The 16,372-nt window shown below is 62.1% G+C and carries 9 protein-coding genes; 6 read left to right on the top strand and 3 right to left on the bottom strand.

The genetic code is table 11. From position 1 onward, the window contains the following. The first annotated feature begins 608 nt into the window (after positions 1 to 608). The 5 genes from NUW13_11495 to NUW13_11515 all read left to right on the top strand — a co-directional run bounded on the left by NUW13_11495 (position 609) and on the right by NUW13_11515 (position 12,037). Complete coding sequence (locus tag NUW13_11495; GenBank protein ID MCR4439646.1) at positions 609 to 1,583, top strand: N-acetylmuramoyl-L-alanine amidase; 975 nt, start codon at positions 609 to 611, stop codon at positions 1,581 to 1,583. A gap of 79 nt (positions 1,584 to 1,662) precedes the next feature. Beyond that, a complete protein-coding gene (locus tag NUW13_11500; GenBank protein ID MCR4439647.1) occupies positions 1,663 to 3,591 on the top strand; it encodes a M14 family metallopeptidase in 1,929 nt (642 codons plus the stop codon). A 28-nt stretch (positions 3,592 to 3,619) separates the two neighbouring features. After that, positions 3,620 to 5,770 (top strand): M14 family metallopeptidase, encoded by a 2,151-nt coding sequence (locus NUW13_11505; protein MCR4439648.1) that lies wholly within the window; start codon positions 3,620 to 3,622, stop codon positions 5,768 to 5,770. Between the two features lie 227 nt (positions 5,771 to 5,997). Beyond that, entirely contained in the window at positions 5,998 to 9,303 is a 3,306-nt protein-coding gene (locus NUW13_11510; GenBank protein ID MCR4439649.1) for a PDZ domain-containing protein, read from the top strand. Positions 9,304 to 9,508: 205 nt separating this feature from the next. Next, the gene (locus NUW13_11515) at positions 9,509 to 12,037 is read left to right on the top strand and encodes a S9 family peptidase (GenBank protein ID MCR4439650.1); all 2,529 of its coding nucleotides are present in this window, start codon (positions 9,509 to 9,511) and stop codon (positions 12,035 to 12,037) included. A gap of 80 nt (positions 12,038 to 12,117) precedes the next feature. Here NUW13_11515 and NUW13_11520 read toward each other — a convergent pair whose 3' ends face one another. The 3 genes from NUW13_11520 to NUW13_11530 all read right to left on the bottom strand — a co-directional run bounded on the left by NUW13_11520 (position 12,118) and on the right by NUW13_11530 (position 14,637). After that, complete coding sequence (locus NUW13_11520) at positions 12,118 to 12,963, bottom strand: sugar phosphate isomerase/epimerase (protein MCR4439651.1); 846 nt, start codon at positions 12,961 to 12,963, stop codon at positions 12,118 to 12,120. 345 nt (positions 12,964 to 13,308) lie between these two features. Beyond that, positions 13,309 to 14,103, bottom strand: a complete 795-nt coding sequence (locus NUW13_11525; GenBank protein ID MCR4439652.1) for a YIP1 family protein — start codon at positions 14,101 to 14,103, stop codon at positions 13,309 to 13,311. Positions 14,104 to 14,208: 105 nt separating this feature from the next. Further along, positions 14,209 to 14,637 (bottom strand): DUF2752 domain-containing protein, encoded by a 429-nt coding sequence (locus NUW13_11530; GenBank protein MCR4439653.1) that lies wholly within the window; start codon positions 14,635 to 14,637, stop codon positions 14,209 to 14,211. Between the two features lie 334 nt (positions 14,638 to 14,971). Between NUW13_11530 and NUW13_11535 the strand changes: the two genes are divergently transcribed. After that, positions 14,972 to 15,955 (top strand): PDZ domain-containing protein, encoded by a 984-nt coding sequence (locus tag NUW13_11535; GenBank protein ID MCR4439654.1) that lies wholly within the window; start codon positions 14,972 to 14,974, stop codon positions 15,953 to 15,955. The last annotated feature ends 417 nt before the right edge of the window (positions 15,956 to 16,372 follow it).

The following is a 16,372-nucleotide window of genomic DNA, read 5'->3' on the forward strand; positions in this document are numbered from 1 at the left end:
TCGGCCGGCGCTCTTTCAGCTTCAGGATGAGAGAGGCGACGACACACTGGCGCTTCAGCGGTCTTTTCAAGCTTCTTGGTCTGGACCGCGTCGAGGAAAGGGGCCTTGCGTGCGAGTGGTGCACAGCCGTGCGGTGCGGCAGGTGCCCAAGTGCGATGCTGGTGGCGTCAAGGTCAAATGGAGCGGGTGTGCCCAGGCCGCTGGTGCGGCAAGGCATCAGAGGCGTCCGCGCCTTCGCGGGCATCTTGCGCAGAAGAGGCAGGTCCTTGACCAATGGCAGAGCTCTTTTCGGCTTGGCCCTTCCAAGACCGCCCCGCTAACCCGCGTGATGAGGGGCTCTTCTTCGCCGCGATATTCTTGTTGACTTTTTCTCGCGAAATTCGTACAATGGCAGCACGATGGCAGCATCCTATCCCCACGAGCCAGGGAGCCAAACTCGGGCCCGTCGCTCCGGTTTCCCAAGAGGCGTCTGCCCCAAAGCCGACCCCGCATGTGTCCCGCAAAGCCACAGGCAGGGCGCCGGGTGCAGTTGGTCTCAGATGAGGCGTGGACGGCGTGATCTTCGTCCTCGCCGTGCTGCGCCTGTGCCCCTCTCCTGCGTGGTGACAATGATCTTCTGGTTCTTGTTGGTTGTCGTTGATTGCAACAGACCTTCTGCGCTCAGAGGTAGGACCATTTGCCTTGACCCTGGACACGGCGGGACAGGTGCCGTCGACTCTTACCGCATCGGCCCCACAGGAGAAAGGGAAGAATGGATTAATCTCCGCGTTGCCCTGGTTCTCCGGCAGTTGCTGGAGGCACGCGGCGCCAAGGTGCTCATGACCCGCACCGCGGACGTGGAAGTGCCGCTGGCTGAGCGGGCGCGTGTGGCAGTGGCAGGAGAGGCAGACCTCTTTCTCTCCATCCACCACAATGCCGCTGCAGACACGGGGGTGAATTTTCCGGTGGCCTACTTCCATGGCAGCGCTTCCGAAAACCAGGCCGGCGTGGCGCTGGGCCGCCATCTCCTCTGTGCCATGGCGCGCGCCCTCCACCGCCCGGAGACGCCGCTCAGTCTGGCGTCAGATCACACCATCTTCCCCACGGCCGGAACGGCAGTTCTCCGTCAGACCTACGGCATTCCGGGGGTCATCGTCGAGGCGTCGTTCTTCACTAATCCGGCAGAAGAGTGGCGTCTGCGGCAGCCAGCCTACAATCGTCGGGAAGCGGCGGCCTATGTGGAGGGGCTGGAGGCGTTCTTCCACGAGCCTATTCCCCCCATTCTGACAAAAGGGGCAAGGGTCCAGCTTGATACCTTCCGCGTCCTTCAGGAGGCCGAGCGCATGAGTCCTGTGGCTCGTCTTTGGCGGAAGGATTTCCTGGAGGCACAGCGTCTAGCGGCACAGAGCGACCCGGATTCATTATGTCGCGCTCACGAGCTCTTCACGCGCTCGGCCCGCTCGTTCCCGGATTCATATTTGGCGAGGGAGTGTCATCTGCAACGTGCGCGCTTACTGCGTCTCTGGAAAAAGAAGGAGGAGGCAGACATGGCGGAGTTACGTGCGCGAGAGTATTACGTCGCAGTAGATTGCGGGGGGCCATAGTGCCGCCGGCTCGAGCGGAGACAGGTAGCGCGCCAGAAGGCGTGCCACAGGGATAACCAGGAGCAAGGAGGAGAGCGCGATGAGATGGCTGTGCACGGCGCTGGTGGTTTGGCAACTCCTCAGCCTGACGACCCAGGCGACCGGACAGGTACGCTCGCCCGGAAAAAGTCATGGTGAGGAGAGCTTTCTTGTGAACTGGAAAACCTACCAGGACTACGAGGGAATGACCAAAATCCTCAAAGGCTTGGCCGGCCGTTTCCCCAACCTGGCCAAGCTCTATTCCACGGGGAAAAGCCGCATGGGGCGTGAGCTCTGGGTGATGGAGATCACCAACTTTGCCAAGGGCGATACCTTAGAAAGGCCAGGCTTTTACATCGATGGCAACATCCATGGGAACGAAGTGAACGGCATGATGGTGCCGCTCTACACCTGCTGGTATCTCCTGACGCGCTATGGCAACGACGATTTTGTCACGGACCTGGTCGACCGGGTGGTCTTTTACGTGCGGCCGTCGGTAAATCCGGACGCAATGAATTCCTTCATCACCGAGCCGAACACCATGCACCATCCGCGTTGGAACTACCGCCCCATAGATAACGACGGCGATGGTCTCTACGATGAGGATCCGGAGGAGGACCTGAACGGTGACGGCGAGATTTCCTTAATGCGCAAGCGGGACCCCCTGGGGCGTTGGAAGATCAGCCCGGAGGATCCGCGGCTCCTGGTGCGCTGCAAGCCGGGAGAACCGCCGGGCGGCTGGACTCTCCTGGGGACCGAGGGCATCGACAATGATGGCGACGGCTCCATCAATGAGGACATCCCCGGGGGCCTGGACATGGCGCGCAACTTTCCCTACGACTACAGCGTGCAGAACGGTTGGCCTTTCCCCATCTCGGAACCGGAGACCAAGGGGGTGATCGAGTTCTTCCGCACCCATCCCAACATCAACGGCGTGTTCCACTACCACAACTCCGGCAAACTGATTATGATGGCGCTGGGCAAAGAGGCGCGCATGGAAAGTGCCCCACCTCCCGAGCGGCGCCGCGCAGCAGAGTTGGACCTTCCTCCCCTCAGCGCTGAGGAGCAGAAACTTATGGAAGGTTTCCTGAACGTCACGGTACAACGCGAGAAGCAGCGCGACTTGACCATGTACCAGATCCTGGCCGCACGCGGGGTGCAGATCCTCAAGTATCGCCCGACGCTCAACGGCGGCGTGGGCCAGTTCCCGCCGTGGACCTACAGCATGTACGGCGCGCCCTCGTTTCTCATCGAGCTGTGGGGCATCCCGGCCGACTACAATGGCGACGGGGATGTGAGCGAGGCGGAGGCGTTGCGCTGGGTGGACGAGGAACTGCATGGCGAAGGGTGGATAGACTGGAAGCCCTTCACTCACCCGCAGCTTGGCGAGATCGAGATTGGCGGCAGCTATGCCAAATTTGTGCGCCGTTCGCCGCCGGCGCGCTTCCTGGAGGAACACTGCCTGGCCAATACGCGCTTTCACCTCTACGTGGCCAGCGAATTGCCGCGCCTGGAGTTTGTCAAGGCCGAGCTCGTTCCGCTCTGCTCCTTCGCTCGGGCAGCGCAAGGTGACCGCGCCGCACTCACGGTCAGCGACGTGCTGGAGATTGGAGCCAAGGACCTGAGAGCCGAGAAGGGGGTGCTGGCTTGGCTGGACGTTGAGATCCGCAACCACGGTGTCATCCCCACCGCCACAGCGCAGGCGATAAACATCAAGGCCACCCGGCCGGATCGCTTGCGCATCAAGGGCGTCAACGGCGTGCAAGTCCTTGGGCGTTCCGACCCGGCAAACATGTTGGGCCGCATCACCGGCTTCACCACCGAAGCTCCCAGCGAGGTGGAAGTGGGATATCTTGGCGGGCGGAGCAGTCAAACTTACCGCTTCCTGGTGAGGGTCGGCCAGACGAGGAATGGTGCCATCAATCTGGAGTACAACAGTCAGCGCGGCGGCGTGGTGCGAAAGACGCTCCCTGTGCGTTTCTCAGGTTGAGGCACGGCTCAGGTGGATGGAGGTGAACATGAGAATACGCGTTTTGCTCCCATGGGTAGCCGGGGTCCTACTGACCGCCGCGCTGCCGCACCTCTCGGCAGGAGCCGAAAAGGTGAAGTGTGACAAATATCACACCTACGAGGAGCTGACTTCGCAGCTCCGTGCCCTGCAGTCCGGGTACCCCGACCTGGCTAAGCTCACTTCCGCTGGCAAGAGCATTCAAGGCAGGGAGTTGTGGGTGATGGAGGTGACCAACCGCAAGACAGGCGCCGCCGAGGAAAAGCCAGGCATCTTTGTGGCGGGCAGTCTGCAGGGTGATGAGCCTGTAGGGACCGAGGTGGCCCTCAAGGTGGTGGACCATCTGCTCGGCAACTATGCCAACGATCCACGCTTGCGCCAGCTTGTGGACACCAGGACTTTCTACGTTTGGCCCTCGCCCAATCCGGATGCCTCAGACAGAAACGTCAGGCAGCCTGGCAAAGCGGCAGTGGCGAACATGCGTCCCACCGACGAGGACCGTGATGGCCGCCTGGACGAGGATGGGGCCGAGGACTTGGACAAGGACGGGTTCATCGCCCAGATGAGAGTGAAAGATGAGCAGGGCGACTATGTGGCCAGCGCGCAGGACCCTCGCATCATGCTGCCGCGCCCCCGGCGGGCGAACCCTGGGGTAGCCTACCGCCTCTACACGGAGGGGTCAGACAACGACGGCGATGGCGCCTACAACGAGGATGGGCCCGGAGGCGTGATGCTCAATGCCAACTTTCCGGCCGGGTGGAAGCTAGATGCGGAGGTGCCGGGCTCCGGCATGTACCCGGGATCGGAACCGGAGACGGAGGCCATCCTGCACTTCCTCACCGACCACCCCAACGTCGCCTTGCTCATTGTCTACCAGTCCGGTGAGGGTGTGCTCTATCGTCCTTTCGACAGCATTGCGGACAAGGAGATCCCTCGCTTGGACAGGGAGGTGTACGAACTCTTTGGCCGACGCTATCGGCAAGTGACGGGCAAGGCCATGACGCACGGCTTTGCCGAGGCAGCCACGCCGGACACCTCCGCCGCGGAGGAAGAACAATCCCTGCGGCGCACCCTGGCTCAGGAGCTCCCGGCGCAGGTAAACATCGATGACGTCCTGCGCATGGGTAACATCAGGGAGATGGCCAATTCTCCGCAGGGGCGCTCCCTCCGCGAGCAGTATGGCATCAGCCAGGAGACTATCGCCAGACTGACAAGGCTCCAAGAGCTGCGCCAGCGGCGCACACGCCAGGTGCCGCCCGAACCGCGCCCCCAGCCAAGGTGCGGGACGCTTTTGGATTGGGCCTACAAGGACTATTGCGTGTACGCGCTCAGTCCCAGCGTGTGGAGCTTGCCCCAACAGTTCTGCAAGGAGGATAGCGGCGGTCGGCAACTGGCCGAGGAACTCGGGTGGATTGATTTCCTGCAGCAGGAGTGGCAGGGCAAGGGGTTCGTGCCTTGGCATACTTTCCACCACCCGCAGCTTGGTGAGGTAGAAGTGGGTGGCTGGGTGGGGTTCTACCGGAAGAATCCGCCACCCGGAAAGTGGCTGGAAAAGGTGTGCGCCCAGCAGGCAGCTTTTGTGGTGGAGGCAGCGGAACTCACTCCTTTGATCACCATCGCGCAGGTGGAAGTAGTGCCACTCCAGATTCTCGGCGGGACCGGGGATGCGCATGCCACCGCGGCCGAAGATGGCGCAATTGTGCTTTCCGCAAGCAAGGGCGGCGAGGGCAACCTCCTCCTGGCTGAGGTCAAGGTGACCGTACAAAACACCGGTGCCGTGGGGACGCGCACGGCGCTGGGGGAGGCCACTCGCTACGCACAGCAGCCGCCACGCGCTGTGCTGGCCTCACTGCAGGCAGATGGCGGGCCACTGGAAATCCTTTCCATGCCCAAAGTGCTCCGCTTAGGCAACCTGCAAGGGAAGGAAACCAAGAATCTTGCCGTGCGAGAAGGTAGGCGAGAGCCGGCACCTTCAGAGCGGCGCAGGCCGGGGGGCGGCGAAAAGACCCAGCAGGAGGCAGCCTTGGTGCGGGATTCAGAACCGGACAAAGCTACCGGCACGTGGCTGGTGAACATGGGAGGCGGGGTCCGGGCGCTGCAACTGCGCGTGGTTGCCGAGAAGGCGGGGGTGGCAACAAGAACGGTCCAGGTGCGCTGGTGAGGGAGTCCTCGCGGTCAAGGCGGATGGGGAGTGCGGCAGGAGCACATAGCTTTGCCAAGGGTCGAGGCCCTGCCCGCGGGACTCCTGGATGCGGTCACGGCTGCATACGAGCACCGACCGGGTGGGGGTGCTGGTGCTCCGCAGAGTTTGACCAGTTCCGAAACGGGGTCCCCTCACTACGCGGGGGTTGGCCACAGGTGACGCGCACAATGCATGGAGGACGCGATATGAAGCGTATCGTCGGATTCATCATTCTGATGGCCGTCGTGGCTCTGTATGGCCAGGAAGAGGCGCGGTTGCTTCGCTTTCCTGCCATCCATGGCGACCAGATCGTCTTCACCTACGCCGGTGACCTCTATACCGTTGCCGCTACCGGCGGCGTGGCGCGTAAGCTCACCAGCCACGAAGGGTACGAGATGTTCGCCCGCTTTTCCCCGGACGGCAAATGGCTCGCCTTCACCGGGCAGTACGACGGCAACACCGAAGTCTACCTCATGCCTGCGCAGGGAGGGGTGCCGAAGCGGCTGACCATCACCGCCACTTTGGGACGCGACGACGTGTCGGACCGCATGGGGCCCAACAACATCGTCATGGGGTGGAAACACAATGGGCGGCACGTCGTCTTCCGCTCGCGCATGAAGTCCTTCAACTCCTTTATCGGCGAGCTCTTCATAGTGAGCGTGGACGGCACACTGCCAGAGCAGCTTCCCCTGCCGCGCGGCGGCTTCTGCTCCTTTTCGCCCGACGACCGCAAGTTGGCTTACAACCGCGTGTTCCGCGAATTCCGCACCTGGAAACGCTACCGCGGCGGCATGGCCGATGACATCTGGATCTACGACTTTGCCACCAAAAGGACCGAGAACCTCACCAACCATCCTGCCCAGGACATCATCCCCATGTGGAGCGGGGAGCGCATCTACTTTCTGTCCGACCGTGACCCGCATGAACGGATGAACCTCTACGTGGTCGACCTCAACACCCGGGAGACGCGCCAGCTGACCTTCTTCACCGATTTCGACATCAAGTTCCCCTCCTTGGGCAGTGACGCCATTGTGTTTGAGCAGGGTGGCTATATCTACCGTTTCGACCTGGCCACGGAGAAGGCCGAGAAGGTGCCCATCATCATCGCCGATGACCTGCCCACGGGGCGGCCGGCAATTGTGGACGTCAGCAAGAATATCACCAACTATGAGATTGCGCCGGACGGCAAACGGGCACTTTTTGGCGCGCGGGGCGAAGTGTTCACCGTGCCTGCGGAACGCGGCCCCACGCGCAACCTGACCAACTCCTCGGGTGTGCAAGAACGGAGCGCCAAGTGGTCGCCCGACGGACGCTGGGTGGCCTACATCTCGGACGCCAGCGGCGAGGACGAAATTTACCTGATTGCCCAGGACGGCAGCGGCTCCCCCAAGCAGGTGACCAGCAAGGAGGGCACGTACAAGTACGAAATCCTTTGGTCGCCCGATAGCCGCAAGATCATGTGGAGCGACCGCCTGCAAAGGCTGCGCTACGTGGACATCGACAGCAAGGTGATCAAAGACGTCGCGCAGGCCACGGCCTTCGAAATCCGGGACTATTCCTGGTCGCCGGACAGCAGGTGGATCGCCTACGCGCGCCCGGAAGAAGAGGGAATGCCCAGGGTCTACATCTACTCGTTGGAGAATGGGCAGACCTTCGCAGTGACCGACGGCTGGTATGCGTCGCGGGAGCCGGTGTTCAGCGAAGACGGCAAGTACCTGTTCTTCGTCTCCGACCGTGACTTTAACCCCATCTACAGCCAGACGGAGTGGAACCACGCCTATCGCGACATGGCGCGCATCTACCTGGTCACCCTGGCCAAGGACGTCAAGTCGCCCTTCGAGCCCAAGAGCGATGAGGTAGCGGTGGCCGCCGAGCAGGAAGCGCCCAAGAAGGAGGAACCGGCCAAGAAGACAGGCAAGGAGGAAAAACTCAAGGAGGAGAAGCCCAAAGAGGAAAAGAAGGTCCTGGTGCGGGTGGACCCAGAAGGGCTGAAAGACCGTATTGTCGGGCTGCCGATTAAGGCCGCGGCCTACCGCAACCTCACCTCCGTGGGTTCCTCGCTTTATTACATCCGCCAAGGCAGCAGCGACGAAAAGCCGGTCCTCTTGTTGTTCGACTTTGACAAGCAGAAGGAGACCGAGCTGGGCCAGGTGGACGGCTATGAGATCTCTGCCGACAAGAAGAAGATGCTCATCAGGCAGCAGCAGACCTACGCCATCATCGACCTGCCCAAGGGCAAGATTGAGGTCAAGGACAAGCTCAACCTCTCGGGCCTGCAGGTGACCCTGAATCGCAAAGAGGAGTGGGCGCAAGTTTACGACGAGTGTTGGCGGCAGATGCGGGAATTCTTCTACGTGCCGAACATGCACGGCGTGGACTGGAAGGGGGTGCAGGACAAGTACCGGCCGTTGGTGGAGCACGTCAACCATGGCGCCGACCTCGCTTACCTGGTGGGCGAGATGATCGGCGAGCTCAGCTGCGGGCACACCTACATCACCGGCGGCGACATGCCCAAGCCCAAGCGCATCCAGACAGGGCTGCTCGGGGCACAGTTGGTCAAACACCCCTCCGGCTACTTCCAGATCAAGAAGATTCTCCGCGGGCAGAACTGGGACAAGTCCCTGCGTTCGCCCCTCACCGAGATCGGCGTGGACGCCAAGGAGGGCGAATTCATCATCGCTGTGGACGGCAAGCCCACCAATCAGATGGCGAACATCTACCAAGCCTTGATCAACAAGGTCGACACGCAGGTCAAGCTGCAGCTGAACAGCGTGCCCAGCGACAAGGGCGCGCGCGAGGTGGTTGTGGTGCCCATCGCCGATGAGGCCAACCTCTACTACTTCAACTGGGTGGAGGAGAACATCCGCAAGGTCAGCGAGGCGACTGGCGGCAAGGTTGGTTACATCCACGTGCCGGACATGGGCGTGCGCGGACTGAACGAGTTCGTGAAGTACTACTACCCGCAGCTCCGCAAGAAGGGGCTGATCATCGACGTGCGGGGCAACGGCGGGGGGAACGTCTCGCCTATGCTCATCGAGCGCCTGCGGCGGGAGATCGCCATGATTACCATCGCCCGCAACACATCGCCATCGGTGGATCCAGGCGGCATGCTGTGGGGGCCAAAGGTCTGTCTGTGCGACGAGTTCTCTGCATCGGACGGCGATCTCTTCTCCTTCCGCTTCAAGCAGCACAAGTTAGGCACCCTCATCGGCAAGCGCACCTGGGGCGGGGTGGTCGGCATTCGTGGCTCCCTGCCCCTCCTGGATGGCAGCACGCTAAACAAGCCCGAGTTTTCCCGCTACGACATTGAGGGAAAAGAGTGGATTATCGAAGGCGTGGGGGTGGAGCCGGACATCGTCGTGGACAACGATCCCGCGCTGGAATACGCGGGTGTTGACCAGCAACTGAACAAGGCCATCGAGGTCATTCTTAAACAGCTGGAGACCGAGGAGAAGACCATCCCGCCGCCTCCTCCCTATCCGGTCAAGGTGCCAGAGCCGGAACGGAGATAGAGCCGAGCGGCACGGATGACAGGCAAGCGCCAGGCCGCGCCTCAGGACCTGGCGCTCGCCTCGGTGCGATGTCCTTGAGCAAACTCTCCGCCATAAAGCCAGGAGGAAGAACATGCCCATGCGCAGTGGACGCCGTCAAGCCTGCTTGGCAGCCGTGCTTTTGTTTGCTCTGCGCAGCCTGCCAACCGCCCATGGAAGCGAGGCTATGCCCCAGGTTCGTTGCGGTCAGTGGCTGTTATTCGGCCCGGTTCCTGCGCCCCTGCCCCTGTACCACAATGCCAAGAATCCCAAGGGCGAGAAGTTCACCCTTGGCCACCTGCTGGAGTTTCCCCAGGTGGATGTCTCCGAGTGGTGGCCCTATGCGGGTCAGGTGGTTGACTGGGATGCCGGAAGGCACTTGACCTGGCGGCTGGTACAGGCGGAGACGAGCGGTGTGGCCCTGCCTTCCGCTGGGGGTGTGCCGGAGGTCTGCTACCTGGCGACCTTCATCGATGCCGTTCGTTTCACCGAGGCGAAATTCCTCATCCGGAGCCCACACCTCTTCCAGGCCATGCTGGACGGCGAAGTGCTCGTCACGCAGAAGAACTCCGGGGCAAAGGCAGATAGCTCTGGGCAGGCAAAGAGCATCGGCGTTGAGACAGGCGTGCATCTCTTGCTTGTCAAGGCCCTCAGAGACCCAGAGTGCACCGCGCCGTGGCGGTTGGACGCCACCCTGGAACTGCCAGAAGGGTGGAGCGCTGCTGAACTGCGCCTGACCACCGCGCCGACGCAAAGGATGTCCATACGCCACCTCATGGACGCGCCGCGGGCTGAGAGCATCGCGCTTTCCCCCGAGGGGGAACTTGCTGCGGTGAGCATCCGCCAGACTCGCCCACCCGGCGAGACAAGCGAGGAGTGGATCGAGCTGCGTCGCCTGCGCGACAGCAGCCTGCTGGCCACCTACCGAGGCGGCGTAAAGCTTGCGCGGCTGGCCTGGGCACCGGTCGGAAGGCGCATCTCCTACACCACCTCGGAGAAGGAGCTCACCACCCTGTGGATTGTTGACCTCGACCAGGGGAGCACCACGCCGCTTCTTCGTGACGTGCAGAACTTTTCCGGATATACGTGGGCTCCTGATGGCACCTTCATCATCCACTCGGTGACTGAGAAACCTGAGCCAGACAAGAGTGGACTGAAGCGGCTGCAAGGCATGCCAGACCGTTGGCCAACCTGGCGGGAGAGAAGCTTTCTTTATCGTGTCAGTGTGCCGCAAGGTGTGCGGAGCAGAGTCACCGCCGGCTCTTTGACCACGGCGCTCAACAGCATCAGCCCCGATGGCCGCAAGCTGCTCTTCAGCCGTTCGTGGGAAGACTTTTCCGAGCGCCCGTACGCCAAGACGGCCTACTACGCCCTCGACTTGGGCAGCATGGCGGTGGACTCCCTGTGGACGAGCGGTTGGACCAGCAGTGCGCAGTGGTCGCCCGATGGGCAGCAGCTCCTGGTGTTGGGCGGTCCCTCGGCCTTCCAAGGAGTGGGCATGAAGGTGCCAGAAGGGGTCACCCCCAACGAGTACGACACGCAGGCCTTCCTCTACGACTTGCGCACCGGGCAGGTTGACCCGATCACCAAGGATTTCGACCCGGCCATCAACCAGGCAGTGTGGAGCCATGTAGAGCCGTGCATCTACTTCGTGGCTACCGACCGTGCCTTTGTGCACCTGTTTCGTTACGATCTGCGGACAAGGAAGTTTGACCAGCTTGACACAGGCGCCGAGGTCATCGGCGGCTTGGACATAGCCTTGCGGGTGCCGGTAGCTGCTTACCTCGGCTCTTCGGCCTGCGTGCCACCCAAAGCTTTTGTGCTGGACTTACGGAAGAGGCGTGCGCGGACATTCGTCGACCCGGCAGAGGCAGCCTACCAGCACGTCCGCTTTGGCCGCTGCATGCCTTGGGACTTTGTCACCTCGCAGGGCAGGCGAATCGCGGGGCGTGTCTACCTGCCCCCCGGTTTTGACCAGGCAAACAAGTACCCCTGTATCGTCTACTACTACGGCGGCACGAGTCCGGTCACCCGGGATTTTGGGGGCCGCTACCCAAAGGAGTTGTGGGCAGCCAACGGCTATGTGGTCTATGTGCTGGAGCCCAGCGGTGCCACAGGCTTTGGCCAGGCATTCTCCGCCCTCCACGTCAACGACTGGGGAAAGACCGTTTCTGAGGAGATCATCGAGGGCGTGAAGCAGTTCCTGCGCAGCCACCCCTTTGTGGATAGCACGCGCGTCGGCTGCATCGGCGCCTCCTACGGCGGCTTTATGACGATGCTGCTCACCACCAAAACCGATATGTTCGCTGCCGCAGTGGCTCATGCGGGCATCAGCTCCATCGCCTCCTACTGGGGCGAAGGCTTTTGGGGCTACCTGTACAGCTCTACGGCCACGGCCAACAGCTTCCCATGGAATCGCCGCGATATCTACGTCGACCAGAGCCCTCTGTTCATGGCGGATAGGGTGAAAACCCCTCTGCTGTTGCTGCATGGGACGTCCGATACCAATGTGCCACCGGGAGAGAGCATTCAATTCTACACTGCCCTCAAGCTCCTGGGCAGGCCGGTTGAACTGGTGCAAGTCGAGGGGCAAGACCACACCATCATGGAAGACGGAAAACGCATCCGCTGGACGAAGACGATCCTCGCCTGGTTCGACCGCTGGTTGAAGGGTCAGCCCGAGTCGTGGGATAGCCTTTACGGCGAAAAGAAGTAGCGGGTAGACCACAGGCGGTGAGGGTGGCTGAGGCCGTCCTTGGACAAGCGGGATAGGGCGGCAGAGGGAAGCGGCTTTAGTTACGGGACGACGTGGCGCAGGAGCGGCCGCACCACCAGCAAGCGCAACTTGGTGGTCACGTATTTGCGGGGGTGCAGCGCGCGGAGCACCATAAGGTAGCTGGCGATGGCCGGCTCCAAGTCGTCTATGGAGCGGGGAAGGATCTCCAAGTTGATAATGCCCCGGTAGCGCAAGCGGCGCAAGGTGGCCAGGATGGCCTCGATGGGCAGGACCCCGCCTAAACCGAAGGCCATGTGCTCGTCGCTCCCCGGCCGGCAGTCCGAAAGATGCACGCAGCCGATGTGCCCGTTGAGAGCATGCAACTGCGCCACCGGGTCCATGCCCCGCAGGTAGCAGTGCGGGGCATCGAAGCACATGCCCAAAAGTTTCGGCCCCAGCGCCTCCTTTGCGTGCGTGTAGAGGGCAAGAAACTCCTCCATGGACTGGCCAGGTATGTTCTCGAGGAAAAGCGGCGGGTCGAGGCGCGCCAAATTGCGCAACAGAGTTTCCACTGAGCTCTCCACCTGCCCGGCAGCCAGCTCGGGCTCGGGTGGGTGGGCAATGCAGTGGGTTATGCGCAGAGCCTGGCGGTGTGTATTGATCAACTCGATGACTTCGTCGATTTCCGCCTGGTGATCCGCGCAGGAAAAGTCCCAACCGTCGTCGTGCACCAAAGGCAGGTGGAACCCGGTCTGCATGTGGCGCACACACGGCACCACCCGATCCAGCTCCGCAAAGACCGTCCGGGTGATCTCGGCGAACTCCAAGCCCAACAGGCGCGTCAGCCCTAATAGCACCGAGGGCTCGATGCCGCGGAACCGCTCGATTGTGAAGCCGACCTGCACAGTCGGCAGCACTGCCTTCATTCTCCTTCGCGCCCTTGTCCGTGAGTCCATGCTGCCAAGTGCAATATACGACATCGCCGTTGGAAAATCAAGCTCTTTGCAGGGGACGCGCGGCACAACAGCGCCGCACTTGCCGCTTTGGAGGCCCGCCAGGACAAGATAGCCGCACAGCTTGGCCATCCTCATGTGCCGCGGGATCAGGGCGGAGGCAAGAAGGGAATGGGTCCCGTCGCCGGTCAGGCTGCGTGGTCAGCGAGGGAAGCGGCAGGGCGATCCCTGCACACTGTAGCCACGCCGACGCAAGGAGCCGTGCCAAGGCATGGCCACTACGCACAGAGACGAGCTTACGCCGGGGCTCGGCGCGCGCTATCGGAAAAGGTTCGGCACAAAGGTAGAAAAGGCGCCGATTCCCAAGGTAAGAAGGAGGCTCACCACGCACCCGCAGCACAGCAGCAGGGGCAGAAGCATCGCGCCCACCGCCTTGCCCGAGGAGATTTGGTGCGCTTGCTTAAGGCCGATGATTTCCACCACGATCATCCAGGGGAGAGCCACGATGCTGCCACAGAAAGGCAAGATGCGGAAGAGCGAGGCCGCCTCGCTGTAGGCCACCACGCGAAAAGTCGCCTCAAACCCCCTTTGTGCACCACCGACCAGCATCAGGCACAGGTGCAAGACTCCTGCCCAGAGAAAAATGCCCACCAGCACCATCATCGGCGCGGTCAAAGTGACCAGCGGCAGGAGCGCGGTGCGGGACATCCACAGGGGAAAGATGTCGGGGAACTCCGCCATGCCGGGGTAGTGGCGCAGGCCCAACGGCCACCACCAGCCGGAGAGGCTGATGATGGTGTCGACGATGCTGCTCACGCTCCCCACCAACAGCCCGAAGAGGAGAGGTTTGCCGATGCCACCGGTGACCGGCATCCGCGCGAAGAAGGCGTTAGGGCTGAACAGAACGCCACTGATCGTGTCCCAGAGGGACTTCCAGAAGCCGATGTGCTCCATCTCTTCCCAGGGACAGCCACTGCCTGAGGAGGCACTGGCAGCTGGTGCCGAGCTCACAGGAACCTGGCGAGGCGGGATGTACGTGCCACAGTGGGTGCAGTAGCCCCCTGCTTCCGGGATCTCGGGCATCTTGCCGCAATTGGGACACTTGCGCCGCATGGTTTCCTCCGCTGGTCTCTGTGGGAGAATTCCTCAAAGTTGGCCTGTCTGCTCCTGCTGTTCCGTATTACGGAACGACCGCCGCAAAGTTACGCGTGCGAGCACCTACATCGAAAAATGCTCCGTCGCATGGCTAAGGATGAGGTAGAGCCAGTTGGCGATGATGCCGCAGACCAGGCCGATGCGCAGCAGCCTCTTTTCCCATTTGCTCAGCGTGACCGTGATGCTCCGTCTGCTGAGCATCAGCCCCATCGCGCCGAGCCCCCAGAAGATGAGGGCGACATAGAGAACGAAGAACAGCGGATTCACCCGGAGGGAGTCCGCTATGCGGCCGTTGGCCAGGAAGACGGCACCACGCGTGGCGCCGCAGCTCGGGCAAGGCACGCCGGTGAGCGAGTGAAAGGCGCACGGAGACGCAAGCTGAAGAAGGGGCCGCAGCAGGCGAAGCGCCATCAGACCCGCGATGACGAGGCCTCCATATATCAAACCCAGGTAGGGCTGCCTTGGCCGTCTTTCCTCGATGTGCACCCGCATATCTCTCGTTCCTTGGCTGGCAAAGGGGCTCACGACACCCTGCGCAAAGATACGCCAAAGGCCCGTAAAAGTCAAGCCATTTTCGCGTTTTTGGCTCTGGCGGCTCTGCGGGGAGGTTGCCGTACACGAGGTAGGGGTTCTGACGCGGTGCGGTTGCCGGTAGGCAGGGGCGCGCGTCCTACCCAGCGCGGTCACCTCCGGCGTGGAAACTTTTTCTGCCATGTGCCAGTCAAAGAGGTGGTTGCGCGCACCAGAGGGGCTGAAGACCGCCCCCACAGCACCTTGCCAGACTTTTAGCAAGGGAGTGAACGATGGCAACAAGGAGGGCATTACCGTGAAGAGGTGGCTCTGGTTACCCATTGCGCTTGTAGCGTTGACGCTGGCGCAAGTGGCGGCCGCCGAGAAGGTGGTGGTCGTGAAGACCAAGGGCGAGCGCCGTGCCTGGCTGGGGGTCTATCTGCAGGAACTCGACAAGGAGCGGCGCAAGGAGCTTGGCGTCAAAGAGGGCAAAGGGGTGCTCGTTATCGAGGTGGTGCCAAACAGTCCCGCCGACAAGGCCGGCCTGAAAGAGGATGACGTCATTGTCCGCATGAACGGGCGGGAGGTGGAGGACCCTGACGACCTCATCGACGCGGTGCGGGCGCAAAAACCTGGCGACAAGGTCAAGGTAGAGTACGTGCGGGAGGGAAAACGTCGTGAGGTGGAAGTTACCCTCGGTCGGCCACCTCGCGTAACCAAAAGGGTGGTGATTCCGCCATTGCCCCCTCTGGAGAGATTTTGGTGGGATGGCGGTGCCTGGCTGGGCGTGGAGCTTCAGGCACTGAACGCCTCGCTGGCCGAATACTTTGCCGTGAAGGAAGATGAGGGCGTGTTGATAACGGAGGTGGAAAAGAACAGTCCCGCAGACAAGGCCGGGTTGTTGCCCGGTGACGTCATCGTTACCATTGATGGGCGGCAGATGCAGGACATAGACGCCGTGGCCGACGCCATCTCCGACAAAGAGGAGGGCGACTCGGTGGTCGTCGCTTACGTTCGCAAGGGGACGCGCGCGGAGACCACGGTGGTTTTGGGCAAGAGACCGCGCATCCGCGTGTTCGGCAGAGGCACGCCGCGCCTATGGTGGTGGGAGCGAACGCCAAGGCGGGATTACTTCCTCTTTCCCCGCGAGCGCCTATGGCACTTTGAGTTTGAGAGGCCGGAGGTGGAAAGGTGGCGGGAGCGGGCGCGCGATTGGGCCGAGAAGGCGTTAGATGATGTCCGTCGCGGCCTGGAGAAGCTGCGTGTGGAGATAAAGGAGCAGCGGCGGCACATGATCTGAGTGCCGACTGCGGGGCGCTTGCGCGGCACCGCCCCCGCTGAAAGGCTGCGAGACCAGGCTCCAAAGTGGAGTGTTGGAAGTCCCGTGTCGGGCCGAGAGGGAGGCCAAAACGAACCTGCCGCCGTCCTACCTCCATTCCCCGTGACAATCAAGTCCTTTTTGCATCGGTCGGCCTCCCGCATTCGACGGAAGGAGGCAGCGTGCCCCTTCTCCTGTGCGGGGAGCGTTCATTCACAGTGAGGAGCCTGAGCCAGACGGGGCGGGGGGAGGACCGAGAGATGCCGCAGAGGGGATTTGGACGCATGCCTTGCTGTTGCGCCTCGTGCGAAACAGTATCCGGCGCGCCGCAGAATACATCCCGCCAGCAGCCTGTGCCTGCAGGGGTCATCAACCCTTTTGGGCGCAGCACGTCTAGTC

The sequence above is a fragment of the candidate division KSB1 bacterium genome (genome assembly GCA_024655945.1).
In the GTDB taxonomy this organism is placed as follows: Bacteria; Zhuqueibacterota; Zhuqueibacteria; order JANLFK01; family Oleimicrobiaceae; genus Oleimicrobium.

Bases quoted from the DNA above. Each gene is read 5' to 3' on its own strand.
- NUW13_11500 (MCR4439647.1), top strand. From the start codon at position 1,663: ATGAGATGGCTGTGCACGGCGCTGGTGGTTTGGCAACTCCTCAGCCTG.
- NUW13_11510 (MCR4439649.1), top strand. From the start codon at position 5,998: ATGAAGCGTATCGTCGGATTCATCATTCTGATGGCCGTCGTGGCTCTG.
- NUW13_11520 (MCR4439651.1), bottom strand. From the start codon at position 12,963: ATGAAGGCAGTGCTGCCGACTGTGCAGGTCGGCTTCACAATCGAGCGG.
- NUW13_11495 (MCR4439646.1), top strand. From the start codon at position 609: ATGATCTTCTGGTTCTTGTTGGTTGTCGTTGATTGCAACAGACCTTCT.
- NUW13_11525 (MCR4439652.1), bottom strand. From the start codon at position 14,103: ATGCGGCGCAAGTGTCCCAATTGCGGCAAGATGCCCGAGATCCCGGAA.
- NUW13_11515 (MCR4439650.1), top strand. From the start codon at position 9,509: ATGCCCCAGGTTCGTTGCGGTCAGTGGCTGTTATTCGGCCCGGTTCCT.
- NUW13_11530 (MCR4439653.1), bottom strand. From the start codon at position 14,637: ATGCGGGTGCACATCGAGGAAAGACGGCCAAGGCAGCCCTACCTGGGT.
- NUW13_11505 (MCR4439648.1), top strand. From the start codon at position 3,620: ATGAGAATACGCGTTTTGCTCCCATGGGTAGCCGGGGTCCTACTGACC.